26 protein-coding genes are annotated in these 24,595 nt (G+C 60.3%); 10 read left to right on the top strand and 16 right to left on the bottom strand.

Features of this window, described 5'->3' with window-relative positions:
• Together AB4Z52_RS19260 and apnL are read left to right on the top strand one after the other, a co-directional pair.
• Positions 1 to 1,035 (top strand): Gfo/Idh/MocA family protein, encoded by a 1,035-nt coding sequence (locus tag AB4Z52_RS19260; RefSeq protein WP_442219526.1) that lies wholly within the window; start codon positions 1 to 3, stop codon positions 1,033 to 1,035.
• Positions 1,032 to 2,975: a D-apionate lactonase gene (apnL, locus tag AB4Z52_RS19255; RefSeq protein WP_442219525.1), complete on the top strand. Its 1,944-nt coding sequence runs from the start codon at positions 1,032 to 1,034 to the stop codon at positions 2,973 to 2,975. The genes AB4Z52_RS19260 and apnL overlap by 4 nt, the downstream gene beginning before the upstream one ends.
• A gap of 31 nt (positions 2,976 to 3,006) precedes the next feature.
• Here apnL and AB4Z52_RS19250 read toward each other — a convergent pair whose 3' ends face one another.
• Both AB4Z52_RS19250 and AB4Z52_RS19245 read right to left on the bottom strand, forming a co-directional pair.
• On the bottom strand, positions 3,007 to 4,260 hold the full coding sequence (locus AB4Z52_RS19250) for an adenylate/guanylate cyclase domain-containing protein (protein WP_442219524.1): 1,254 nt from the start codon (positions 4,258 to 4,260) through the stop codon (positions 3,007 to 3,009).
• Positions 4,261 to 4,361: 101 nt separating this feature from the next.
• Positions 4,362 to 4,826 carry a nuclear transport factor 2 family protein gene (locus AB4Z52_RS19245; RefSeq protein WP_442219523.1) on the bottom strand — a complete coding sequence of 155 codons (465 nt, stop codon included), beginning with the start codon at positions 4,824 to 4,826 and terminating at the stop codon, positions 4,362 to 4,364.
• 199 nt (positions 4,827 to 5,025) lie between these two features.
• On the opposite strand from AB4Z52_RS19245, the gene AB4Z52_RS19240 reads away from it, so the two are divergent.
• Entirely contained in the window at positions 5,026 to 5,313 is a 288-nt protein-coding gene (locus AB4Z52_RS19240) for a hypothetical protein (RefSeq protein WP_442219522.1), read from the top strand.
• An 87-nt stretch (positions 5,314 to 5,400) separates the two neighbouring features.
• Here AB4Z52_RS19240 and msrA read toward each other — a convergent pair whose 3' ends face one another.
• The 8 genes from msrA to AB4Z52_RS19200 all read right to left on the bottom strand — a co-directional run bounded on the left by msrA (position 5,401) and on the right by AB4Z52_RS19200 (position 11,536).
• Positions 5,401 to 5,910: a peptide-methionine (S)-S-oxide reductase MsrA gene (msrA, locus tag AB4Z52_RS19235; protein ID WP_442219521.1), complete on the bottom strand. Its 510-nt coding sequence runs from the start codon at positions 5,908 to 5,910 to the stop codon at positions 5,401 to 5,403.
• Positions 5,911 to 5,997: 87 nt separating this feature from the next.
• Positions 5,998 to 6,414 (bottom strand): organic hydroperoxide resistance protein, encoded by a 417-nt coding sequence (locus tag AB4Z52_RS19230; protein ID WP_442219520.1) that lies wholly within the window; start codon positions 6,412 to 6,414, stop codon positions 5,998 to 6,000.
• Between the two features lie 166 nt (positions 6,415 to 6,580).
• Entirely contained in the window at positions 6,581 to 7,903 is a 1,323-nt protein-coding gene (locus tag AB4Z52_RS19225; RefSeq protein ID WP_442219519.1) for an ATP-binding protein, read from the bottom strand.
• Complete coding sequence (locus AB4Z52_RS19220; RefSeq protein ID WP_442219518.1) at positions 7,900 to 8,640, bottom strand: response regulator; 741 nt, start codon at positions 8,638 to 8,640, stop codon at positions 7,900 to 7,902. The genes AB4Z52_RS19225 and AB4Z52_RS19220 overlap by 4 nt, the downstream gene beginning before the upstream one ends.
• 77 nt (positions 8,641 to 8,717) lie before the next feature.
• Entirely contained in the window at positions 8,718 to 8,909 is a 192-nt protein-coding gene (locus AB4Z52_RS19215; protein ID WP_442219517.1) for a twin-arginine translocase TatA/TatE family subunit, read from the bottom strand.
• A gap of 81 nt (positions 8,910 to 8,990) precedes the next feature.
• Positions 8,991 to 10,043 (bottom strand): alpha/beta fold hydrolase, encoded by a 1,053-nt coding sequence (locus tag AB4Z52_RS19210; RefSeq protein ID WP_442219516.1) that lies wholly within the window; start codon positions 10,041 to 10,043, stop codon positions 8,991 to 8,993.
• A gap of 133 nt (positions 10,044 to 10,176) precedes the next feature.
• Positions 10,177 to 10,527, bottom strand: coding sequence for a hypothetical protein (locus tag AB4Z52_RS19205; protein ID WP_442219515.1), 351 nt, complete (start codon positions 10,525 to 10,527; stop codon positions 10,177 to 10,179).
• 103 nt (positions 10,528 to 10,630) lie between these two features.
• Complete coding sequence (locus tag AB4Z52_RS19200; protein WP_442219514.1) at positions 10,631 to 11,536, bottom strand: DMT family transporter; 906 nt, start codon at positions 11,534 to 11,536, stop codon at positions 10,631 to 10,633.
• 86 nt (positions 11,537 to 11,622) lie between these two features.
• Between AB4Z52_RS19200 and AB4Z52_RS19195 the strand changes: the two genes are divergently transcribed.
• Positions 11,623 to 12,552, top strand: a complete 930-nt coding sequence (locus AB4Z52_RS19195; protein WP_442219513.1) for a LysR family transcriptional regulator — start codon at positions 11,623 to 11,625, stop codon at positions 12,550 to 12,552.
• 20 nt (positions 12,553 to 12,572) lie between these two features.
• Here the strand turns inward: AB4Z52_RS19195 and AB4Z52_RS19190 are convergent, their stop codons facing one another.
• Positions 12,573 to 13,532, bottom strand: a complete 960-nt coding sequence (locus tag AB4Z52_RS19190; RefSeq protein ID WP_442219512.1) for a LysR family transcriptional regulator — start codon at positions 13,530 to 13,532, stop codon at positions 12,573 to 12,575.
• 123 nt (positions 13,533 to 13,655) lie between these two features.
• On the opposite strand from AB4Z52_RS19190, the gene AB4Z52_RS19185 reads away from it, so the two are divergent.
• A complete protein-coding gene (locus tag AB4Z52_RS19185; RefSeq protein WP_442219511.1) occupies positions 13,656 to 15,056 on the top strand; it encodes an MFS transporter in 1,401 nt (466 codons plus the stop codon).
• Positions 15,057 to 15,114: 58 nt separating this feature from the next.
• On the opposite strand, the gene AB4Z52_RS19180 is transcribed toward AB4Z52_RS19185, so the two are convergent.
• Positions 15,115 to 15,942 (bottom strand): SHOCT domain-containing protein, encoded by an 828-nt coding sequence (locus tag AB4Z52_RS19180; protein ID WP_442219510.1) that lies wholly within the window; start codon positions 15,940 to 15,942, stop codon positions 15,115 to 15,117.
• Between the two features lie 235 nt (positions 15,943 to 16,177).
• Between AB4Z52_RS19180 and AB4Z52_RS19175 the strand changes: the two genes are divergently transcribed.
• Positions 16,178 to 16,846: a pentapeptide repeat-containing protein gene (locus AB4Z52_RS19175; RefSeq protein ID WP_442219612.1), complete on the top strand. Its 669-nt coding sequence runs from the start codon at positions 16,178 to 16,180 to the stop codon at positions 16,844 to 16,846.
• Between the two features lie 20 nt (positions 16,847 to 16,866).
• Here AB4Z52_RS19175 and AB4Z52_RS19170 read toward each other — a convergent pair whose 3' ends face one another.
• Genes AB4Z52_RS19170 through AB4Z52_RS19160 form a run of 3 tightly spaced genes read right to left on the bottom strand, consistent with a single transcriptional unit; the run spans position 16,867 to position 19,103 of the window.
• Entirely contained in the window at positions 16,867 to 17,553 is a 687-nt protein-coding gene (locus tag AB4Z52_RS19170) for a D-lyxose/D-mannose family sugar isomerase (protein WP_442219611.1), read from the bottom strand.
• Between the two features lie 36 nt (positions 17,554 to 17,589).
• Positions 17,590 to 18,375 (bottom strand): SDR family NAD(P)-dependent oxidoreductase, encoded by a 786-nt coding sequence (locus AB4Z52_RS19165; RefSeq protein ID WP_442219509.1) that lies wholly within the window; start codon positions 18,373 to 18,375, stop codon positions 17,590 to 17,592.
• Complete coding sequence (locus AB4Z52_RS19160) at positions 18,375 to 19,103, bottom strand: FadR/GntR family transcriptional regulator (protein ID WP_442219508.1); 729 nt, start codon at positions 19,101 to 19,103, stop codon at positions 18,375 to 18,377. Before AB4Z52_RS19160 ends, AB4Z52_RS19165 begins: the two co-directional genes overlap by 1 nt.
• Before the next feature lie 154 nt (positions 19,104 to 19,257).
• Between AB4Z52_RS19160 and uxuA the strand changes: the two genes are divergently transcribed.
• From uxuA to AB4Z52_RS19145, 3 genes are read left to right on the top strand one after another with little or no spacing between them, the layout of a single operon-like run.
• Positions 19,258 to 20,445, top strand: a complete 1,188-nt coding sequence (gene uxuA / locus AB4Z52_RS19155) for a mannonate dehydratase (RefSeq protein WP_442219507.1) — start codon at positions 19,258 to 19,260, stop codon at positions 20,443 to 20,445.
• 31 nt (positions 20,446 to 20,476) lie between these two features.
• Positions 20,477 to 21,208, top strand: a complete 732-nt coding sequence (locus tag AB4Z52_RS19150; RefSeq protein WP_442219506.1) for an SDR family oxidoreductase — start codon at positions 20,477 to 20,479, stop codon at positions 21,206 to 21,208.
• Positions 21,209 to 21,238: 30 nt separating this feature from the next.
• Positions 21,239 to 22,933, top strand: coding sequence for a GMC family oxidoreductase (locus AB4Z52_RS19145; RefSeq protein ID WP_442219505.1), 1,695 nt, complete (start codon positions 21,239 to 21,241; stop codon positions 22,931 to 22,933).
• Between the two features lie 35 nt (positions 22,934 to 22,968).
• Here the strand turns inward: AB4Z52_RS19145 and AB4Z52_RS19140 are convergent, their stop codons facing one another.
• Positions 22,969 to 24,021 (bottom strand): LacI family transcriptional regulator, encoded by a 1,053-nt coding sequence (locus AB4Z52_RS19140; protein WP_442219504.1) that lies wholly within the window; start codon positions 24,019 to 24,021, stop codon positions 22,969 to 22,971.
• A gap of 359 nt (positions 24,022 to 24,380) precedes the next feature.
• Between AB4Z52_RS19140 and AB4Z52_RS19135 the strand changes: the two genes are divergently transcribed.
• The coding region (locus tag AB4Z52_RS19135) for a twin-arginine translocation signal domain-containing protein (RefSeq protein WP_442219503.1) at positions 24,381 to 24,595 on the top strand (215 nt) is incomplete at its 3' end.

Genomic DNA, 24,595 nt, shown 5'->3' with positions numbered 1-24,595 from the left:
ATGGCGGAACTACGCGGTGCACTGATCGGTTGCGGCTTCTTTGCGGTCAACCAGATGCATGCCTGGAAGGATGTAGCGGACGCCGGCATCGTCGCGATTTGTGATCGCGATCCGGAACGGCTGAGGATCGTCGGCGACCAGTTCGGCATCGCGAGGCGCTACGGTGATGCGCAAGCGCTCTTTGCCGATGGCGGCTTTGATTTCGTCGACATCGCAACCACTGTCCAAAGCCATCGCGCGCTGGTGGAGATGGCCGCAAGCCACAAGGTGCCCGCTATCTGTCAGAAGCCGTTTGCAAAGACGCTCACCGATGCCAAGGGGATGGTCGCAGCGTGCCATGCGGCCGGAATTCCGCTGATGGTACATGAGAATTTCCGCTGGCAGACGCCGATACAGGCAGTGAAGAAAGTACTGGAGGAAGGCGCGATCGGCACGCCGTTCTGGGGCCGCTTCTCCTTTCGTTCCGGCTACGACGTTTTCTCCGGCCAGCCATATCTTGCCAAAGGCGAGCGCTTCATCGTCGAGGATCTCGGCATCCATACGCTGGACATTGCCCGCTTCCTGTTCGGTGACGTCAGGACGCTGACGGCTCGCACGAAACGGATCAATCCTCAGATAAAGGGCGAAGACGTCGCCACGATCCTGCTCGATCACGAGAGCGGCGCAACATCGATCGTCGACGTCAGCTATGCGACGAAGCTTGGGGTCGAGCCCTTTCCCGAGACGCTTGTCGAGATCGACGGGAGCGCCGGCACGATCCGCCTGTCGCAGGGCTATCGCCTCGAAGTCACAAGCGGCGACGGTACCGAAGTCACCGTCGTACCGCCGGCCCTGCTCCCCTGGGCATCGCGGCCATGGCACAATATTCAGGAGAGCGTCCTTGCCATCCAGCAGCATTGGATCGATCGTCTGAAATCCGGCGGCGAGACATCGACCTCCGGTGCCGACAATCTGAAGACGTTCGCGCTGGTCGAAGCAGCCTATCAGAGTGCGGTCAGCGGCCAGGTCGTCGATGTCGGGGCCTTGCTCCGATGACCGCACGAGGGGATGCGGAGGATCGGAATTTTATCCTTTACGGAACACGGAAGACCGATGCTGCGCCCATTCGCCTAAGGGCCGGGCGGCTGACGGCAGATCTTGTCGGCGGCAAATTGCGCACCATCGCCTATGACGGCGTCGAAGTTCTGCGCGCCATCTCCTTCCTTGTCCGCGACCGGGACTGGGGCACATATGACCCGACGCTCGAAGGGCTGACGGTGGAGCAGCATGCGGGCGGCTTTGCCATCGGCTACCGAGCGCTATGTACAGGCCCTGCCGGAACCGATCTCACCGTCACCGCGCGAATTTCGGCAGATGCTTGCGGTCGGCTGAAGTTCGAGGCCGAAGCCCTGTCGCAAAGTGGTTTCGAGACCAATCGCTGCGGTTTCTGTATCCTGCATCCGATTGTCGGCGTGGCCGGAACGAATGTCACGATCGAGCAGGTAGACGGCAAGCTGGAGCTAACGGAGCTGCCCGATCTGATCGATCCGTGGCAGCCCTTCAAGGGAATGCGCGCTATCGCCCACACTGTGCTGCTCGACGTGACGGCTGAGTGCCGGATGGAAGGCGATACCTTTGAAATGGAAGACCAGCGCAATTGGTCTGATGCTTCCTACAAGACATATGTCCGCCCGTTGGCCCTGCCCTGGCCATACCGGATTGCGGCCGGCGAAACGGTGAAGCAGCGGGTTGCACTGACGATCCACGATGGCCGTAAGACCGACATTCCATCTTCTGCGTCGACCGGTGAAGGTCCCGTTCGACTGACACGCGGCAAGGAACGCGGAACGATGCCGGGCATCGGCCTGATCATCGCGCCTGACGAGGCCAAGGCTGTGCTTGCCGTTCGTTGGAGGATCGCCGATATCGGCGCTCAGGAGCTGCTGTTTCACTTCGATCCGATAGCCGGGCATGGCGCGGACGCGCTTGCGGATTTTGCAGCAATCGCGTCGGGGCATAAGGGCACCTCAACGCTCGAAATCGCCGTTCCCTGCCTGCGTCCGCTGGCGCAGGAGATGAACGAGATTGCGGCGATGGCGCGCCAGGTGGGATTGAGGCCGAGCGCCGTCGTCGTTTCGCCCTCCGTCGACCGCCAATCGACGCCACCGGGCAGCGTCTGGCCGGAATGCCCGCCACTCTACGACGTCTATGCCGCGGCACGGGCGGCGTTCCCCGACATCAGGCTTGGCGGCGGCATGCTGAGCTATTTCACCGAGCTGAACCGCAAACGCGTCCCCTCCGCATCGCTCGACTTCATCACCCATTGCACAAATCCGATCGTGCACGCGGCCGACGATCTGAGCGTCATGCAGACGCTCGAGGCCCTGCCCTTCATCACCCGTTCGGCCCGGGCAATCTGTGGCGACAAGCCATATCGCATCGGCCCGTCAACCATCGCGATGCGGCAAAATCCCTATGGCAGCCGCACGATGGACAATCCGGACGGCTCCCGGTTACCGATGGCGAACACGGATCCGCGTCACAACGGGTTGTTTGGTGCCGCCTTTGCGCTCGGCTACGCGGCCCGCGTCGCACCCGCCGGCCTCGAGCGATTGACGCTGTCGGCATTGACGGGTCCTTTCGGTCTGATTGCGGGCGCTGGCGAGCCGGTGCCGGAAGGCGGCGTGCGCGCGCTCTTTCATGTCGTCAAGGCTCTGGCGGCGCTTGCGGGTTGCGAATGGCTGGAATGCCTGTCGGCCCACCCCGCAAGGATCGTCGGCCTGGCAGCCCGGCACTCCACGGGCGCCGAGGTGCTGTTGCTTTCCAACGTCACGCCCGCGGATCAACAGGTGGAGCTTTCCCGCTACGACCAAAGGAAAGCCAGCCTTTCGCTCTATGACCATCGGTTGCCGGAAAGCGGGCCTATCGGCCTCGGCAGCAGCGATACAGTGCTCCTCCCCGCCTTCTCCTTCGCGATTGCCCAATGGGATCTTTGAACAGGCAAGAGCGGCTTAGGCACCCCACCAATCAGTCCGGCCGTGGGCGCTCCGCGGCCGAAATGCCGGTGAATGCAAAGACATCGATGGGTTCGCCAAGACCGCGAAGTTGCTGGGGGCCAAGGCCTTCCAGCCCGCTTTGGCACTCCGCCAGGTCCACAAATGCCTTCGACAGCAGGACCGGCCGCTTGATTTCCTTGGTCAGGCTTTCCAGTCTCGAGGCTATATTGACCGCAGGTCCGATCACCGTAAAGTCCAGGCGCTTGCGCGACCCGATATTGCCGTACATCACGTCGCCGACATGAACGCCGATGCCGTAACCAAGCACACTGCGACCATTTTTGATGTTGTTTTCGTTGAGCGCAATCATTGCAGCCTGAGCCTCGGCTATCGCCCGGAGAAGATCGGCGCATGCGTTTGGATTGCTCAGGGGAAAGATCGCCAGCAGCCCATCGCCCATGAATTTGAGAATTTCGCCGCCATGTCTTTCGATCGGCTCCGACATGGCATCGAAGTAGCCGTTGAGGAGCCCGATGACATCGTCGCGCGGCCAGATATCCGAGAGGGTCGTGAAGTCCCTGAGGTCGCAGATCATGATCGCGGCGCCGACGGTTACGCCGCTGCCTCTGGTCGTCGCACCGGCCAGGATCTGTTCGCTTGCATGCGGACCGACATAGGTTTCGAGAAGTGTCCGCGCCAGGCGGTTCTTCAGCCTGACCTCGCTTACAAGCGCCAGAGCCGGCAGCAGATCCCTGAAAAGGGCGATCTCATCCTCCGTGAAGCCGCCCGGACGTTTGCTTGAGAAACTGACGACATGACGCTTGCCAAGCGTATGCTCGAGCGGCCAGCCGACATAGTCGGTCAGGCCGTCGGCGCGCAGATCATCGAACAGCGGATATTCAGGACCGCTATCGAGCGGTGCATCCAGGTGCCGCCGTATTTCGTCCAAACCGCTTCTGATACCGTTGACGGGGCTATTCAGATATTGCGGCGTTTCCTCCAGCCCGTGGTCGAAAGTCTGCATATCAGCCTGCTGCAGTCCTGGCTTCCAAAGCATGCGAGCGCCGCGCCATTGAGGGTTGTCGATGCTGAAATGGAGCGTCGCCCGGGCGACCGACACGCCGTCGTCAACAAGCCTCTGGCACATATCGACGAGGATATTGTCGATGAACCGTTGCTGCCGGGTCTCGGTCATCAGCCAATCGAGAATCCTTCGCTTTCGCATTGGCCACGAACCACGGTCCTCTGCCGGCGAATAGGGAGTCTCTTCGGAGAAGCTCTGCATGGCGCGCCTTCGGTCACTATTCCGGTTTCAAACAGGTCGATTGCATTCGTCCTATTGTAGCCATCTATATTCAAGAGACGGCGGATAATCCGCTTCAGGCCTCAGAAGCCGAAATGGCTAAGTCCGGGATGATCATCCGGGCGCCGGCCGAGCGGCCAGTGATACCTGCGGTCGGCCGGGTCGATCGGATGTTCGTTGATGCTGGCATGGCGATACCGCATCAGCCCGTCGTCGTCGAACTCCCAATTCTCGTTGCCATAGGCCCGGAACCAGTTGCCGCTGTCATCGTGGTATTCATAGGCGAAACGAACGGCAATGCGATTGCCCGAGAATGCCCAGAGCTCCTTGATCAGCCGGTAGTCGAGCTCCTTGGCCCATTTGCGAGCGAGAAAGGCCTCTATCGCCGCCCGACCGGTAACGAATTCGGCGCGATTTCTCCAGCGACTGTCCTCGGTGTAGGCCAGGGCCACCTTGGACGGGTCCCGGCTGTTCCAGCCGTCTTCGGCCAGTCGGACCTTCTTAACAGCGCTCTCCAGATCAAAAGGCGGCAAAGGCGGGCGGGACATTGAAGCTCCTCCAGGGGATTGCGGACTAAATGGGTATTAATTGCAGACTTTCGCAGCTCTTGCGAGCTTGCGGTCACACTTCGTCAAAGACAATTACCTTTTGCCGGAATGATCTGCTAATGACAGCTCTAACACAGCAACAGCTCCAAATGAGGCTTTCTCCTCGACGGGCTTCCACCACCGCATCTAAGGACAAAGCATGATCACGCTCACACCAACCCAGATCAGAGGATTGAAACTGGCAAAGGAAGGCGCTCTCTTCCCAAAGCCGGCCAAGAAGTGGACGCATCTCAACGCCGAAGTGACCTACGCCAGAAGCGACAGGTTCAAGGAGCGACCGCAGAAGATCAAATTCCTGACCACGACAACCCTTGAGGAGCTGAAGGAATTCGGCTTCCTTGAAAAGCGTGATTCATCCAACGACGGCGACGGCGATGCCCACGAGATAACGATGGCCGGCAAGATGTGGTTGATGACCAACAAATAATCCAGCCGGAGCCGCAACCGTGGTTTCAGTGCAGGGCTCGCGTTCGCTCAATGCTGATTGAACGCGAGCCCTGTCGTTTTCAGGTGGTCAGCCTGCGTTTGCGCGAACGGGAAGCTTCCAGCCCGGCCTTATGAAATGGCAGGTATAGCCATTCGGAATGCGTTCCAGATAATCCTGGTGTTCGGGTTCCGCCTCCCAGAATGGACCGGCCGAAGCAACTTCGGTCACGACCTTGCCGGGCCATAGACCAGACGCATCGACATCGGCGATCGTGTCCCGGGCGACGCGCTCCTGCTCGGGGCTCGTATAGAAAATCGCCGACCGATAGCTGAGGCCAACATCGTTGCCCTGGCGATTTCGCGTCGTCGGATCGTGGATCTGGAAAAAGAACTCGAGAATTCGCCGATAGCTGATCCTGGCGGGATCGAAGACGATCTCGATCGCCTCGGCATGGGTTCCGTGATTGCGGTAGGTGGCATTCGCCACATCACCGCCGCTATAGCCGACGCGCGTCGAGATCACGCCGTCATAGCGACGAATGAGATCCTGCATGCCCCAGAAGCAGCCACCGGCAAGGATTGCACGTTCTTCAGTCATTGGATGTTCTCCTTTGCGGTCAATATAGGCGGCCCTGCCCGCAACTTCCATAACGGCGCGACCAACATTTTAGCAGGCCGACCCGACCTAGATCACGTTGATCACCACATCGACGTTGCCACGTATCGCCTTCGAATAGGGGCATGTCTGGTGCGCGGCGTCTGCCAGAGCCTGGGCCGTTTCCCGCTCGATACCCGGCAAATTTATGTTGAGCCGGGCCTGTAGGAAGTAGGCGCCGTCGACCAGGGCCAGATCCACCTCGGCGTCGATTGTCGCGTCTTCAGGAAGGGTGATCTTCATCTTGCGGGCCGCAAGCCCCATCGCACCTTCGAAGCAGGCCGACCAGCCGGCAGCGAACAGCTGTTCGGGATTGGTGCCACTGCCTGAACTTCCGTGCGACGAAAGCTTGATATCGAGACGGCCGTCGGAGCTGCGCGACGCGCCTTCCCGGCCGCCTGTCGTGTGGGTCTTGGCAGTGTACAGTACCTTTTCGATCTGGGTCATGACGTGAATTCCTGTGTCTGGTCTAAGGCGCGAAAGCGCAATGACTGCTCATCAATCATTGACCGCATAAAGCGATTAAGACGTATCCCGGATCTGTCGCAATTGGCTGGAAGTGTAACGAAGTGTCAAATATTCGCCGCCCGCTACAATTGGATACAACAACCTGTCAACCGATGGAGATTTCCGCCAAGAGCCCACCGCCCTCGCGATTGCGCAGTTTAAGCGAGCCGTCGATCGCCAGCGCCAGCTGATGCGCGATGGCCAATCCCAGCCCGGTCCCACCAGTGCCACGATTTCGCGACTGTTCAAGCCGGAAGAAGGGTTGCAGCACCGCTTCGAACTGGTCGTCCGGAATGCCGGGGCCGCGATCGAGCACCCCGATAAGGACGGTACCAATGGGCTGTCTTTGCACTGTTATTTCCGCGGTTCCGCCGAATTTGAGCGCGTTGTCGATGAGGTTGGTGAGGATGCGGCGCAGCGCATGCGGCCGCGTCATGATGGCTCCGTCAATCTTTTCTGTTACCGTCACCGCCTTGCCGACGTCCTGGTAGTCATAGACGAGGCTCTCGATGAAAGAGCCGATATCAATTCGAGAGGATTTCTCCATATTTCCGTGGGCGCTGCGCGCGTAGGCGACACCCTCATGGACAAGACGCTCGATCTCGGCCAGATCCTGAATCAGCTTGTCCCTGTCAACGGAATCCTCGGCAATTTCGGCACGAAGTTTCATCCGGGTGATCGGGGTTTGAAGGTCGTGCGAGATCGCGGCGAGGATCTGCACTCTCTCCTCGAGATAGGCGGAGATGCGATCCCGCATTGCGTTGAAGGCCCTTGCGGCATAGGCGACTTCGCTGGGCCCAGTTTCGCTCAGCCGTGGCGTCTTCTTGTTCGGATCGAGCGCATCCGCCGCATTGGCAAGGCTGACGAGCGGGCGGATCACTTGTCGGACCGCAAACCAGGTGCAGAGAACAAGCAGGATCAGCTGCGCGGCAAGGACATAGGGAAGCCACTGCGCGACGGGCATGATCGGCGCGGGATTTACGTCGATCGTCAGCGGATTGCTATCGCTCAAGGTCAGGTGCGCCTGAAGGCGCTTGCCGTCGGCGGGTATCGACTGGAACCTTATCGGGAAGCGAGGATCGACGGCTTGGCGGATCTTGCCAGCAATCCCGGCGCCCTGCGCCGTCAAGGTGTCGATACCGGGAAGGCCGGGGCCGAGCTGATAGCGATAGGTTCCCCGGTCGAGACGCTCAATCCAGGCGCCCCGCTCCGATGCCGGCAAACGATCGAGAATGGCGACCGAGGTTGCGACATCGCTTTCCAGCGTGTTGAGCATGATCGCCTTCGCCGACATGTAGCGCTCCATGAACTGGGCACTGAAAGTCAGCCCCTGCGCCAGCATCAACCCGGCAAGCAGTATGAGGAACAGCCTCGATCCCAAAGTGCGGGGCCAAGGCCGGAAGGGCCCGGATACTTCGACGGCGCTCATCGGCGCATCTCGGAGATTTCGACAGGCATCGCCAGGACATACCCTTCGCTGCGAACGGTCTTGATGTAGGCCGGCTCCCGCGCATCGTCGCCAAGACGCTGGCGCAGCCGGCTGACCAGCAGATCGATGGAACGGTCGAAAAGCTCGGCCTCGCGGCCCTGCGTCAGGTTCAGGAGCTGATCCCGGTTGAGGACGCGCTGCGGATGATCGACGAAGACCCGCAGCAGGCGATATTCGGCACCGCTAAGGGCAATCGCCGTGCCATCACGGTCGATGAGATGTCGACCCGTCGTATCGAGCTGCCAGGCGCCGAAGGTCAGCAATTGACCGACCTCCGACACCTGCAGGTTGGGCGGAAGCATTCTCGTCCGGCGCAGAACGGCCTTTATACGGGCAAGCAGTTCGCGCGCGGCAAAGGGTTTCGCCAGATAGTCATCCGCTCCCATTTCGAGCCCGACGATGCGATCGGTCTCGTCGCTCCGCGCCGTCAGCATGAGGATCGGCGTCAATTTATGTTTGCCGGCTCTCAGTTCGCGACATAGAACCAGACCGTCGTCGCCCGGCATCATCACGTCGAGGACGACGAGATCGACCGAGTCAGTCTCCAGGAACGACCGCATATGCCGGCCATCGGCCACGGCGGTGGCGCGCAGGCCATTTTTCTTCAGGTAGGTTGAAACCAGCTCTCGAATTTCGCGATCGTCATCGACGATAAGAACGTGATCGATGTGATCCATCGGCGGCTACTCTCGGTTCATGTCATGGACAGCTTACCAGCAATTTCCAGGCGACAGGCAAGGCCATCTTGCAACGATCAGGGCTTCTCTTCGGTATGGCGATCGGCGGGTGGCGACACTGCACCGCTGTCTGCCTCCGCCATTCCGGTCTTGAAGTTCTTTATCCCCTTGGCGACGTCGCCCATCAGTTCGGGAATTTTCCCACGGCCAAACAGCAGCAGGAGGATGGCAAGGACGATCAGCCAGTGCCAGACGCTAAACGATCCCATGATGGTATTCCTTTCCATTCAATGCCCGGACTGTTATCCCGATCGCGAAGAACCGGGATAACCAGTCGCTACGCCAGACGATCAGGACGCGGCGATATCCACGATCGCCTGGGCAAAGGCCTGCGGCGCTTCCTGCGGCAGGTTGTGACCGATGCCGCCTGTGATGGTTCGGTGCTCATATTTGCCCGAGAACTTGTTGCGATAGGATGCGGGATCCAGGTGCGGAGCCCCGTTGGCGTCGCCTTCAAGCGTGATCGTCGGCACAGCGACCACCGGTGCCTTTGCCAGCCGATTTTCCAGCTCGTCATATTGCGCGTCACCCTTGGCCAGGCTCAGCCGCCAACGATAATTATGGATTACGACATCGACGTGATCCGGATTGTCGAATGCCGATGCACTGCGATCGAACGTTGCATCGTCGAAGTTCCATTTCGGCGAAGCAGTCTGCCAGATCAGCTTGTTGAAATCATGCCGGTTTGCCTCGTAGCCGGCCCGGCCGCGATCCGTCGCGAAATAGAATTGGTACCACCAATCACGCTCTGCCTTCGGCGGCAGCGGCTTCTTGCTGGCTTCGAGATTGGTCAATAGGTAGCCACTCACAGACACCAGCGCCTTGCAGCGTTGTGGCCACAGCGCCGCTATGATCAAGGCAGTCCTTGCACCCCAATCAAAGCCGGCAAGGACCGCTGTGTCGATCTTCAGTGCGTCCATCAGGGCGACGACATCGGAGGCGACTGCCGCCTGCTGGCCGTTGCGGGGCGTTTCGCTCGACAGAAAGCGTGTTGTCCCATAGCCGCGCAGATAGGGTATGATCACCCGGAAGCCCTTCGAGGCAAGCAGGGGCGCAACATCGACGAAGCTGTAAATGTCGTAGGGCCAGCCATGCAAGAGAATGACGACGGGACCATCGGCAGGCCCTACTTCGGCATATCCGATACTGAGTACGCCGGCATCTACCTGCTTGATGGAGGAAAACGATGTATGCGTGCCGGGCTTGATTGCCGGTACATCAGCGATCGTCCCATTACTGGACTGCGCTTTGGCCAACGTCACCGTGCCGAACTGGGCAGCGGCGATGGTGAGGGCGGCAGCTCCGAAAAAGCGGCGGCGGTGATGATTGATTTCTTCGGACATTGATCTCTCTCCAGCTGAGTTGAATTCCGTCATAAAGAGATGACCCGCATGTATACGGGATGTGTCGCGATCGATGCCAATTGAATGGAAGTGTAGCTCCCGGACATCAGGATACATTGCGATACAAATGAGCTCAGCCGAGCATCGCCTGGCTGCTTATCCCGAGGATATCGTTTACCAGCGCAATTGCTATCCCGACGGCCACGATGAGAAATCCCACCATGAACATGCGACGCGCCCGGTCGTATTTGGCGGCTAGCAGCGAATCCCGGGCAAGCAGGTCGGAAAAGACCTTCACCTGTATCGCAATTCCCAGCACCATCAGTATCATCGGCAGAATGTCGATGCGGCTCCAGTCGTTCGGATTGGAAACCCAGCGATTGATGAAACTTAGCGAGAAACCAAGGATGATCCCGACAGCGGTCAACGACCCATTGCGAAAGGTCGCATCGATTTTCTCTGGTTCGTCCGGTTCCAGCGCCATCTGCGTTCGTCGACCCCGCCGCCTTGCGACCACGTAACCAGAAACGGTCCGAAGAGACAAGCACCGCCCCGATAACTCGATTTTTCGGCAGGCGCTGTCGATGCTATTTCTTTCGCATGACGTTGACCACCAGCACGCCGAGGATTGCCATGGCGCCGCCTATGGCGCCAATCGCCGTCGGCGTTTCGCCGAGCCAGACGAACCCGATCAGCGTCGCCGTTGGCGGGACGCCGTAGAGAAAATTTGCCGCTCTGGCGGCGGCAAGGCGCTTGAGGGCAATGGCCCAGGTGACATAGCCGATCGCAGTCGGGAACACGACGAGATAGGCGACACTCCAGTTCACTTCAGCTGGCGCAACAGCCAGGGCCTGGATCGTCGCGGGCACGGCGGGGAGTAGCGGAATGGAGCCGATCAACAAGATCCAAGCCGTTACCGTGAGTGCGGGCAATCGGCCAAGCAGCGGTTTCTGGAGGATGCTGGCAATCGCCGCGCACATGGCCGCGCCAAGAATAAGGATGGCGTTCGTGTTTAGCTGGAAGCCATCATCCGTGGACGCCGCAATCAACGCCACGCCTGCAAACGAGATGGCGGTACCAACCCAGCCCCAGCGACCGAAGCGCTCGCTGAGCGCAAAAGTAGCAATCAGGGCTGTGAAGACCGGCATGGTGTTAATGATGAAACTGGCCGGCCCGGCCGGCACGGTCTGTTCACCCGTATTCAGGAGAACCGCATAGGCCGCAATGAACAGAACCGCCGCAATCGACAGACGGATGAAATCGCGCGTGGGCGGCATGGTCCGTATTGCCAGAAGATAGATCAGGGCGATGAGGCCGGCTGCCACATAGCGTGCCGTCGCCAGTTCGATCGGCGTCAGCGGGCCGAGGCAAACGCGGATGACGACGAATGACGATGCCCAGGAGGCGATCGTCACCAGGATCGCTGCGAAGGCCACAAGGTCGAAACCAGGTTTCTGTTTTGCGATTGTCAGTTCATTCGCCACTACACTCATTCCCGCCTCCCAAGCGATTCTGCTGAGATCAGATAGTCTTTCATGCTATGCTTGAAAAGCACCGCAATCGATGATCATATGTGTCCATGGTTCACAGCTCCACCATTCTGCCGCCTCTCGACACGCTCGAAGCATTTGCGCGCGCCGCCAGGCTCGGGTCGTTTTCCGCGGCAGCCGAAGAAAGCGGCATCACCCACGGCGCGGTATCTCGACAGGTTTCCCGCCTCGAACGCTGGATGGGTGTCCGCTTGTTTGAGCGCGAGGCGCGCGGTGTCACCCTGACGCCAGAGGGCATGCGCTTTTTCGCCCGCGCCGAGGAGGCACTGGCGCTTCTCGGAAACAGCGGCGAGCGTTGGTCGCCCCAACGCAGCAAGTCGGTCGTCCGGCTGTCCGTCACGCCGTCCGTCGCGTCTCTCTGGCTTTTTCAGCGGTTGCAGCGGCTTGAAGGCGCCGATATTCATCTCGAGCTCGTGCTCGAACATCGCCTTGCGGATTTCGGTGAGGGAACGGATCTTGCCATTCGTTGCGGCAAGGGTCCCTGGGCCGGTGTACGCGGCCTGCAGTTATGGCGTGAGAAGTCCTTTCCGATCGCCTCGCCTGCTTTGGCCGCGCGGCTCAAGCAGCGCTCGGATGCCCCATCGCTGCTCGAGCTGCCGATCCTGCACGATTCCAATATCGAGGGCTGGCGGCGCTGGCTTGCTCCTGAGGGCCTCGACTATGTGCCGCGCGGACAAGATCGACGTTTCGAGGACTATAATCTGGTCATCGAAGCCTGTGTCCAGGGCCTCGGCATTGCCCTCGCACGTCCGCCGCTCAGCGACGCAGCATTGGAGGACGGGCGCCTGGTGGTAGTCTGCGACCGGACCGTCGATTTTCACGTTGCCTTTCACATGATCCGTCCAAACGATGCGTTGCGGGCTCCCGCCAGCGAATTCGCTAAACGCTTCCTCTCCGAGGCCGGCCACGACGAGGCGACAATCGCAGCCTTCATTGCGCCGGGGCGCGGCAAGGGCTGATTTGAAAAGACGGATGCGGTTCAGGCTGCCTGTGAAATACCCGTCCGGCAGCCGGATGCTTCCAGCGCCACCGCGACCACTTCGACAAAAAGCCTCCGGAACCACACCGCGCGGCCATCCGTCTGGTCCACGCGCCGATATAGCATCGTGACCGGGTCGGTCGGCAGTGCGACGGGTGGTTCGGAAACGGCGAAGCCGTGGAGCGCCGCCATGCAACGGGCGATGGATTCCGGAATGGTCGCGACCGCAGGCATTGCCCGCAACGCCATCGGCAAGGCAGAAAAACGGGGCACTGTCGCGACGACGCGGCGGCGAGTGCCCCTTTGGCCGAGCGCGACATCGACATTGCTGGAACTGTTACCCTCGAAAGACACCGTGACATGCGCAGCCGCTGCGAAATCCTCGAGGCTCAGCGGCCCTTTTACCTTCAGCTGCTCCGGGTCGTAGATGCACACCGAAGCCTGATTGAACAATGGTTTGCGGATGTGCCACGAGGCTGGCTCTTCGTGCACCGCGACGCTGAAATCATAGACGCCGTCGTCCAGCATCCGCGGTGCCTCGCGCTTATCCGATGCAACGCCAATCAGCCGCGCTCCTGGCGCCTCCGCACGCAGCCGCGCAGCTAGCGGGCCGAAGAATGCAGATTCCAGGTTGTCGCACATGCCGATCCGGAATTCTCCTTCCCAGTTCGCCGGGTCGAAGGCGGCGGGCGGACGAATGGCGCGCTCGATGCCCGAAAGGGCGTCCTCGATCGCCGGCGCAATGGCAAGCGCCCGAGCCGTCGGCTGCAGGCCGCGCCCCACCCTGACGAACAACTCATCGCCAAGCGTCTCGCGCAGCCGCTTCAAGGCGGCCGACAGGCCAGGCTGTCCCAGCAGCAGGCGCTCGGCCGCCCGGCTGACGTTTCGTTCCTGCATCAGCACTGAAAAGGCCAGCAGGAGGTTCAGATCGATTTTTCGAAGGGTCGCATCATTCATCATCGCCAGCAATACCTGACATAGCTACTATCAATTTGCAATAGGTATGGAAGATGTACATTTTCTCGTTCCTCGGCCGCAAGCGGTTGTTTCGCGACGGCGGCATCATGGAAGGAACCGTAGTCAATGACAATTTCCAAAACCCAAAGCGGAGCCGGGCTGGCGTTGCTGTTGCTCTGCGCCGCCAATTTCCTCGACGCCATGGATGTTTCGACGATCGGCGTCGCCCTGCCCGCCATTCAAGCCGAGCTCGGCATCAAGGCGACATCGCTGCAATGGGCGGTCAGCGCCTATGTGCTTGGTTATGGCGGTTTTCTGCTGCTCGGCGGACGCGTTGCCGACGTTTTCGGTCGCCGCCGCGTCTTTCTCTGGTCGCTGGCCGTCTTTGCCGGCGCCAGCATCGCCGGCGGTTTCGTCAACAGCGGCGAAACTCTTGTTGCTGCGCGTCTCATCAAGGGTATCGCCGCTGCCTTCACAGCGCCGGCAGCGCTGGCCTTGCTGCTGCAGGTGTTCGGCGAAGGGACGCAACGGGCGAAGGCGCTCGGTATCTTCGCCTCGACCGGCGCCACCGGCTTCGTACTGGGGATGGTGCTAGGCGGCGCCGCGACCATCTTCAGCTGGCGGGCGACATTGGTCATGGGCGCGCCGGTCGCCATCATCGCGCTCGCGATCGCGCCCTTCGTGCTGCCTGCCGATCAGCGGCAGACTGGACCGCGCCCCCGCTTCGACTGGGCCGGCGCGTTGACGATAACCCCCGGCCTGCTGCTCTTCGTGTTCGGCATCACCAATGCCGCCGCCTCCGGCTGGTCGGCGCTGCCGACGTGGGGGTCTCTTGCCGCGTCGCTCGTGCTGATCTTGTTTTTCCTCGTTGTCGAAGCGCACCATGAGGACCCGATGGTGCCGCTATCAATCTTCCGCCGCGCGAAGCTTCGTCACGCCAACGCCATTGCCGCACTGTTCCAGGGCGTCTATGTCGGATTCCAGTTCATCGCGACACTCTACTACCAGAACGTCCTTGGATGGTCGGCTTTCGTTACCGGCTTCTGCTTTGCGTTCGGGGGCGTCTGCGTCATGTTTCTCGCACCGCGGTTCGCCTCGGTCGCCCAGAACCGTGGCACGACCGGACTGATGACCTTTGGTGTCGCGTTGCAGGCGGCAAGCTATGTCTTCTGGGTATCCGCGGTCGGGCACATCAACCCGATCCTGCTCGTGGCATTCTCCCAGATCCCGCTTGGTATCGGCTACGCCATGACCTATCCGTCGGTTCAAGTTGCAGCACTTTCCGATGTCGAAGGCGACAAGTCGGGGCTGGCATCCGGGCTGCTGTTCGCCTCCTTCCAGATCGGCGGCGGTATCGTTCTTGCAGCCGCATCCGCAATCTTTGCAGCCGCGCCAAGTTTTGGCTGGGACCCCTACGTCACCGGGATCGCTTTCGTCGCGTTGCTGGCGGCAGCCGTTACCTTGCTGTCCGCCCTTGGACCCAGGACATCGGCCTTGCAATCTGGCACCTATCAGGCAGCGGAATGACCGCTGGCAATAGTGCCCCGCCGAACAACGTACTCATTGTCCGGCCGGGCATGACAATTCAAATCCGGGCGAGAAGTTCCTTTTTCTTCGCCTCGAATTCCTGGTCCGTCAGGATGCCTCGCGAGTGAAGACCAGCCAGCCGCTCAATCTTGTCGAAGATGTCGACCTCGGTCGAAACCTGCGGCTCGCTCGGCGTATCGGAGCCCAAGATTTTCTGCTGCGGCTCGGAGGGAACCGGTGCAGGCGGAGTTGGCGATGCCGAAGCTTCGTGGTGATCGTCCACTTTGGGAGTGACTGGCGAAATCACGTCGAGATCGGATAGTCGCACCAGGCCGTACTGGGAGGTAAAGGTCAAGGACTGATCGCCACCCTGTTGTTGCGAAAAGCCACCGATTTGATGATCCCTGGTATCGTAGACCGTGGTCGTGTCACCCAGCCGAATTGCCAGCCTGCAGCTTGCGGGAAAGAACGCATAGCGAAGGTCGTTCTGGGCGCCTGTTGAAGCAGCGTATCCCAACTCCTCCGGCCACCAGTTTCCTGACGAAAATGCGTTGGGTACGAAGAGGCTGGTCCCGCTGCCTTGGTATTGGGATTGATGCGACGACACGGGTGCCGTTAAATTCGCATTGCGCGCAAGTGAGGCCAGTTCCGAGCATAAATTCGCGACCGTTGCCTTCAACCCGTTGTTGAACATGTCGCCGACCATGATCATCCCGCCCTCAGACCATTGTCCCATGCCGCCAAGGTCGGGGTGGTTGAATTGCGCTTGCGTCGTCTGGCCGGCAATGACCGCCATCAACAGATGCTCCACCGCACCCTGGCTGACGCCATAGCGCTGCGCGATGCCCTTGAGCACGCGACTTCCTTCTTCAGTGAGTGTCATCATGGTCTTCGCTCTTTGATCCCGGACAGGGTGGATCGACATTTAACATGTGGCTCGTAACATGTGGCTTGCCAACATTCGCCTCGACCGACATTTTTTTATTGCTATGCACACTATATAGAATGTTGAAGCTGTCGATGGTCGCTGTGGAGAGATAATGACTATGCCTTTGAAGAAGCCGATCGCGTCAATTGATCAATTCCCAAGACGTGAATTCACACTGGCAAGCCTGGCGCTCATGACTTTTGTTCTGGCGTTGCCGGTAGTCACGGTTCCGGCGCTCGCGGCGGATTGCAGTAACACACCTGCGCCGGGGCTGGACTGGAGCGAATGCAGCAAGGGCAACCTGATGCTGGGCGGCAACGATTTTCAAGGTGCAAATCTTTCCGGCGCGGATTTGTCGTCAACTGATCTCAGCAATACAAATATGAGCGGCGCCAACCTCGAAAAGGCCAATCTCGTCCGCGCCTGGTTTACCGGCGCCAAGGCTCAGAAGGCCAACTTCGCCAGGATTGAAGCCTATCGGAGCGGCTTTTCGAACGTTTCGGCCGATGGCGCCACTTTCGCCAACGCAGAACTGCAGCGCGCCAATTTCAGCGGCGCCAAGCTGACAGGAGTCGACTTCCAAAAGGCCGAACTTGGCCGTGCCAATTTTCAAAAGGCGGTCCTGACCGGCACCCGCTTTACGCTGGCAAACCTGTCTCGCGCCGACCTGACCGGCTCGATATTCGATGGCCCGATCGCATTCGACGGCGCGTTCATGTATTTGACCAAGATACAGGGGCTCGATCTCTCTGCAGCCAAGGGCCTGCAGCAAGCACAAGTCGATCTTACTTGCGGCGATGCCTCGACAAAGCTACCGAGCGGCTTGTCGGTGCCCTCTTCGTGGCCTTGCGACGCCGACTGAGCTCGTCCTGCGCGAAAGCGTTACCGGAGCCAGGGGCCGTAGTCCGAAACGAGCAGATGGACCGGGGCCTCGTCCTCCTCGATGCCGGAAAAGCGGGAAACAGCGGGATTTTCGAAATAGTTGTCCGTGTTGTCGTCGTTGACCGTCGAGACCTCGGCGACGAAGACGTCGCCACCCTCGGCCCAGAAGCCGTGCCAGTCGCCCGGCACGAGGGTTACGCTTTCGCCAGGCACCAGGCTCAACTTTTCACCTGGCGCAATCGTCCTCAGTATTCCGTCGCACGCGACCGTCGTTCCCTTGTCGCGATCACAGATGCCATCCGTATCCCCGAAGAGCTCAAGCACCAGGGTTCCGCCGCCGCGATTGATGATGTCTTCCGTCTTGAACACATGCTTGTGCATCGGCGTCAGCTGGTCCTTGCGCGAAATCATCGCCTTTTCGGCATAGAGCATGCCGCGTCCCTGCTTCAGATCCTCGATCCGGCCGTTTCGCGTCGTGAACAGGAACAGACCGGTCTTTTCGAAGTCGCCGAGCCCGAAATCGGTGATGTCCCACCCCAGACCTGCGCCGGTAATGTTGGCTATTTCCTGTCTGCGTTCAGTCATCTCGACCGGCGACATCCGGGAAAAAGGCGGCAGGACATAGCCGTGCGAGCGCATGAATGCCTCGCCTTCGCGGATGATCCTGTTGATATCGCTGCGCTTCATTTGGGTCGCCACAATCTCTCTCCTCGATTTCAAGCCTCAGCGGACGCCGAGAGCGGCTGTCAGGCCCCCGTCGATGCGATGGTCCGAGCCTGTTATGAAAGCCGCCTTGTCGGAGACAAGAAAGCCCGCAAGTGCTGCCACTTCCTCCGGCTCGCCGATGCGCCCGAGCGGGTGCGCTTCACCGAAGCGGCGGAACACGTCGTCGATGTCGGCATCCGGCCCTTCGAAAGTCCGCGCCGCAAGTTCGAGGATCGGGGTGCGCACCGAGCCTGGGCTGATCGAGACAACGCGGATGCGGTCGGGGGCGAAATCGATGGCCATGGCGCGGGTGAGCGCATGGATCGCGCCTTTCGATGCGACATAGGCAGAGACCCCGGGCTGGCAGGCGTGGCCCTGTACACTTGAAATATTGATGATGACGCCGCCGCCGCGCTTGCGCATTTGCGGCACGCCAAATTCCGCCGTCAGATGAATCGACCCGACATTGACGGCCATGCAGCGCATGAACAGATCGAACGGCGTAGTGGTTGCGTTGCCATAGGGATGGATCGCCGCGGAATTGACAATTATGTCGATGCCGCCGAAGGCAGCCACCGCCTCATCCACCGCATCGCGTACATTCTCGGGCACCGATACATCGGCCTGAAGGACGATGAGGGACAGATTCTCGGCCGACGCCAGCCCGGTGAGCTCCCGGTTGGCTGCCGGATCAATGCCCAGCGAGGCGACGGAGGCTCCCTCGCGGGCAAGATGAAGTGCTACCGCCCGGCCGATACCCGTTGTCCCCGTTACCACTGCAACTTTGCGGTCAAACTCCCCCATCATTCGCCTCCCTCTTTGGTCACTACGCTTGCCGACGCCGCAACGCGCGACGCATCCGGAATGAATTTCAACCCGGCATCGAGATGGCGGTCCATATGATAGGAAAAAGCGATCCGGTCGCGGGATCGCAGCGCCTGGACGATGGCATAATGTTCGATCGCCACCGTCTCGAGCGTCGGGCGCTGGGACTTGCCCGCCATCATCAGGCGCTGGATGACCGGTTTGAGCATGCCGTAGGTCGCCGACAGGGTGCGGTTGCCTGCGGCGTCGACCAGAAGCTTGTGAAACTGAAAATCGAGCTCGGACGCCTGCTCGGGGCTTTCAGCAGCAATGATCGCATCGTTGACCAATTCCATCTGCGCAAACATCTTTTCAGACGCACGCTCCATCAACAGATCGAACAGGTTCATCTCGGTCAGCCGGCGATAGCCCTGAATATCAAGAAAGGCATCGACCGAAATCTCCATGGCAAAGGAGAACAGGTCACGCATGGCATTTTCGTGCTGACCGGTCAGCACCGCCCCGACCTTCTGGCGCGATTCGGCAACGCCGTAGGCCTTGAGCGTGCGAAACGCCTCGCGCACCGTGTTCCGGCTGGAATCGAACATGACGGCAAGTTCGGCTTCGCTTGGCAGCACATCGCCGATGCCCATCCCACGTTCGCGGATGAGCGCCCTTATCTGCCGGACGACGTCATCGACGGCCGAAGCCTTGTTACCTTCCTCCATGCGGAGCAGTTCCTAGTTGCCACGCCGCGATCCGGCGTCGGGATTCCACCTAGGCTTAATATGTTGGACTTAATTTGACAATATGCGGTCCAACCTTGCCTTTATCCGCGGTCTGCGCTTAATTGCCCAACATTATCGTCAGGAGTTGATTATTATGCTGGAAAGCTGGCGTTGGTTTGGACCGCAGGATCCGGTCACCCTTTCACATGCCCGACAGGCAGGCGCACATGGCGTCGTAACCGCCCTGCACCACATCTATGATGGCCGCGCCTGGACGCCGGAGGACGTCGCCGAGCGCATGGCGCTGGTGAAGAAAGCGGGCATGATCTGGTCGGTCTGTGAATCCATCCCGATGCATTCGGCGATCAAGCTGCGCAACGGACAATGGCGGAGCTATGTCGATGCCTGGAAGGTCAGCCTTGCCAATCTCGGCAAGGGAGGAGTGCCCGTCGTCTGCTATAACTTCATGCCCGTCGTCGATTGGACACGCACCAATCTGCTCTATCCGACGCAGGCAGGCGGTTTCGCTCTACGGTTCGATATGATCGATTTTGCCGCTTACGACCTGTTCGTGCTGAAACGTCGCGCTGCCGAAGACAGCTATGATGCTGTCCTGATCGAGGCGGCTCGCAAGCGCCTCGAGGGCATGAGCGAAGAGCAGATATTGACGCTCGAGAGCACCATCATTGCCGGGCTCCCGGGCGGCGAGGACAGCCACACACGGGAAACGATCCGCGGCCATATCGCCGCCTTCGACGAGATTTCCGATGGTGACATGCGGGAAAATCTCGTGGAGTTCCTGAAGGAAGTCGTCCCGGTCGCAGCCGAAAACCGCGTCCAGCTGGCAATCCACCCCGACGATCCACCTTTCTCGCTCTTTGGCCTGCCGCGGGTGGTCTCGAAAGCGGGTGATGTGGAGACGATCCTCAGCGCGGTCGACGATCGCGCCAACGGCATCACGCTCTGCGCCGGCTCCTATGGATCGCGCCAGGGCAACGATGTGGTGGCGATGGCGCAGCGCTTCGCAGACCGCATACATTTCGCTCATCTGCGCAACGTCATAAAGGAACCGGACGGCTCTTTCATCGAATCCGAGCATCTGGCCGGGGATGTGAACATGGTGTCGCTGATCTCCGTCCTGCGGAAGGAAGAGCGGCGGCGTGTTGCCGAGGGCCGGGCCGACAGCGTCATCCCGATGCGCCCGGACCATGGACACCTGCTGATCGACGACCAGACCAAGAAGGTCAATCCCGGCTATTCATGCATCGGTCGCCTGAAGGGCCTGGCCGAGCTCCGGGGCGTCATCGCAGCCGTCGATCAGGCGCAAACGCAGACACTTTGAAGCATCCGGAATGCAATCGTTGGAGGACGATATGGGAGAGAGCTTGAGCGGCAAGGTGGCGCTGGTAACCGGCGCCAGTTCCGGCATCGGCCGGGCGCTTGCAAAAATGCTTGTGAGCGAGGGCGCGACCGTCGTCCTTGCGGCCCGCTCTGCCGAGAGGTTGGAGGCGCTTGTCGCCGAACTGGGGAAGGACCGGGCAAGCTTCATTGCCGTCGACCTGGCAAAGGCTGGCGACACGGACAGGATGATCGCCGAGACGTTGGAACGCCATGGCCGTATCGATATTCTTCTGGCCAATGCCGGGATCTATGTGCCGGGCGACATCATCGAGAACGACCCGGCCGACTGGGACCAGATGATTTCGCTCAACGTCAGCAGCGTCTTTCGCAGCGTTCGCGCCGCCCTTCTTGGTATGTCCGAGCGCGGCGAGGGAGACATCATCGTCACGTCCTCGATTTCCGGCCATCAAGCCTTGCATTGGGAACCGGTCTATAGCGCAACAAAACATGCGGTTCAGTCCTTCGTCCACGGCGTTCGCAGACAGGCAGCTCCTTTCGGTGTCAGGGTTGGCGAGATTTCACCCGGCGTCGTTCTTAACGAGCTGTGGGGCTACAGCGATCAGGCGTCGATCGACGCCAAGGTGGCGACGAGGGAAGGAATTCGCTCGGAGGACGTGGCCGACGCGGTGCATTTCATGCTGACGCGGCCACCGAACGTCACCATCCGCGACCTCGTCATCCTGCCCCAGAACCAGGACATCTAAACCGCAACTCCTCGGAATCCGACAATCTTCATGGACGAATTCGATTACATCATCGTTGGAGGCGGCGCGGCCGGTTGCGTTCTCGCCAACCGGCTATCGGCCGATCCGTCCTGCCGCGTGGCGATGATCGAGCCCGGCCGCGATCGCAATTCGAAAAAGGCGATCGTGCGCATCCCGCTCGGCATGATCTCGTTCATGATGCCGGCCATCGCCTTTCTCGGCGGCCCGAAATTCATGTCCTGGTACGAAACCGAACCCGAGCCGGGGTTGCAGGGACGACGCATTGCGCTTCCCCGCGGCCGCTCGACCGGTGGCAGTACCACCGTCAACGGCATGATCTACATCAGGGGCCAGCGCGAGGACTTCGACCACTGGCGAGACCTTGGCAACGAAGGCTGGGGATATGACGAGCTTCTCCCCTATTTCAAGCGGGCGGAGACCTTCGAGATCCTCAACGATCCGGAGACAACACCCGGCCTGATGCTCGGCGGACGTCCGGTGTCCGGACAGATCGATCCCGGCTTCCACGGCACCAATGGCCCCTTAAACATTGCCCCGCTGCGCTCCGTCAACCCGATGTGCGACGTCTTCCTCGAAGCGGCCAAACAGGCTGGCTACTCCTACAATGCGGATTTCAACGGCGCCCGACAGGACGGCTTCGGCTACTACTGGTTTACCCAGAAAGGCGGCGAGCGGATGAGCGCCGAGCGCGCCTATCTCGATCCGGTGCGGCAGAGGCCCAATCTCACTATCCTTTCCGGCCGCCGCGTCACCCGCGTGCTGCTGGAGGGCAAGAGGGTGACCGGCGTCGTGATGGATGGGCAAGACGGCAAAAGCCAAGTCCGCACGGCGCGGGAAGTCATCCTCTCGGCTGGCGCCTTCATCTCGCCGCAGATCCTGATGCTGTCCGGGATCGGCGATCCCGCGGAATTGTCCAGGCACGGCATCGAAGTCCGTCACGCACTACCAGGCGTTGGCGCCAATCTTCAGGATCACATCGACGTCACACTGGAATACAAGGCGAAGACCACGGCGCCCTACGGGATCTCCTGGAAGGCACTGCCGCGCAACGTCCTGCACGTCTTCGACTGGGTCATTCGAAGGCGCGGCCTGTTTGCCTCGACGACAGGTGAAGGCGGTGCGTTCGTGGCGACGAAGCCGGAAGGCGGGCGTCCTGACATACAATTGTTTTTCTGTACATCCGTCGGCAATGCACAGAACGCCGGCTCGATGCTCGGGCACGGCTTTCTCATGCACGTCTGCGAGTTGCGCCCGGGAAGCGTCGGTCGCTTGCGGCTTGCGGACGCCAATCCACGAACGCCGCCGTCGATCGTCTATAATTTCTTCCGTGGCGCTTCCTCGATGGATGCCCTGAGGCGAGGAATGAAGATCGCCCGGACGATCATAGGCCAGCATGCATTTCTGCCGCATCTCGACCACGAAGTCACACCCGGGGCGGACATCGACAGTGACGGCGGATTGGAAGCCTACATCAGACAGACCTGCGGCACGCTCTATCATCCGGTCGGCACCTGCCGCATGGGCCGCGGAGCGGAGGCAGTCGTCGATCCGTCGACCCTTGGCGTCCATGGGGTGGAGGGCCTGCGCGTGATCGACGCATCGATCATGCCAACCATTGTCTCAGGCAATACGATGGCTGCAACCTATTGCATCGCCGAGAAAGGCGCAGACCTTGTCCTTGCAAGCCGGGGGATGCGCTCATGAACCACGCGACCAACGCGCGTTTTGAGCCGGGAGCTTCAATCCATCGGGATCTCGCGCTGCAACGGCTGCAGGATCTGCAGCCGATCGGCCGTCTCTCCAGCGATCTGCCGCATCAACAGCTTTCCCATCGCCTCGCCGGCCGTCGCCAGATCCTCATAGATCGTCTCGACGCCGGTCGAAATTTCGCTCAGAAGCCGCGATGTCTGCTTGGCGACGATATCGAACTGGCGCCCCAGCACCATTCCGCAATCGTTGAGGCCGGCAATCGTCGCCAGAGCCGATATTTCACCGCAGCAGACGAACGCATCCGGGCCGTCCGGCTGCCCCATGCGTACTCTGACGAAGGCGCGAATTTCGCCGGCGGAACTGTCAAGCGTGACTGCGTCCGGGATCTCATGCGCGACGCCGGCCTCGCGTATCGCGTTCATGAAGCCATGTTGCAGGTGCTGGCCGAACATCAGCCGCTTCGGCGGCAGGATGATCATGATCTTTCGCCGGCCCTTGGCGATCAGGCGCTGCGTCGCCTCGTAGGCAAAGGCCGAATTGTCGAAATCGACGAAGGCATGCGGCGTCGAGAACTCGGTGCGACCATGGGTGACGAAGGGAAAGCCATTCTCGAGCAGCAGCCTGACGCGCGGATCAAACGGTTCGGTACGCGTGAAGATGATGCCATCGGCAAGGCGATTGCGCAGAATGAAACGTACTGGGTCGACAGGGGAATCGCTGCCGAAATTGGGCGTGACGATGACATGGTAAGGCGTGCCGCCAAGGGCAACCGTCAGTCCGTGCAGCATCGATGTACCGAAGCCGAGGATCTCCTCGTGCGAGTCCATCAACAGACTGATGACATTGGTGCGCCCCGTTCTCAGGCGCTGCGCGGCACGGTCGGGAAGATAGCCGATGTCGTCGGCGACTTTGCGGACAAGGTCGCGCGTCTCCTTGGAGATTTGCGGCGCGTTGGCCAGCGCCCGCGATACCGTCGATACCCCAAGCCCCGTGAGCTCGGCGATCGTCCGCAGGGTTGGCTTGCCGGTGACAGCCGCAATTTCGGCTGCTCGCTGCGCGCTCGGCGGTTGGCGTTTTGCCACGGCATCCTCCTCTTCGATTTGGAACACTAGCCAGGCGGCGGGAAATAGCAATCGTTTTAAATTTTGCGCCGCACAATGCGGCTTTAAGCATGGCGTCTTGTATTATCCCTTTATTTTCATATACTTAAATCAACTATCCGCTTGCATTTTCCCGCCGATTGACATATGGTCAAAATACAACGTTTTAATATTCTGCATGATTTGGCGGCCGTTGAGCCTGGGGCATCGATACATCCTGTTCGCCGTATGGCAATCAAGGCCGACCGATTGTTGGCAAAGGGCACGATTTTTACCTGAGCACTGGTCGGCAGCTTGCCAAGCCAGGAATTGAAGACGACCACGCGCTTTGAGGAGATCGTGTGGGTTTTGTGATTTTTGTGAACAGCTCGATCAGGGAGGACACCATGGAGCGTCGTTCGTTTTTCAAGGCCACTGCGGCACTGGCTGCGGTATCGGCGGTTGGGTTTTCGGGGGCAGGCGCTGAGGCGGCGGACAAGAAGTTCACCATCGCGCTTGTTCCGGGCCTGACCACGGATGCCTTCTACATCACCATGCGCAAGGGCATGCGCAAGGG

Origin of the sequence: Rhizobium sp. 2YAF20, assembly GCF_052114685.1 — a bacterium.
In the GTDB taxonomy this organism is placed as follows: Bacteria; Pseudomonadota; Alphaproteobacteria; order Rhizobiales; family Rhizobiaceae; genus Rhizobium.
Note: the sequence above shows the minus strand (reverse complement) of the source record. Positions and strands in the feature narration are given on the sequence as shown.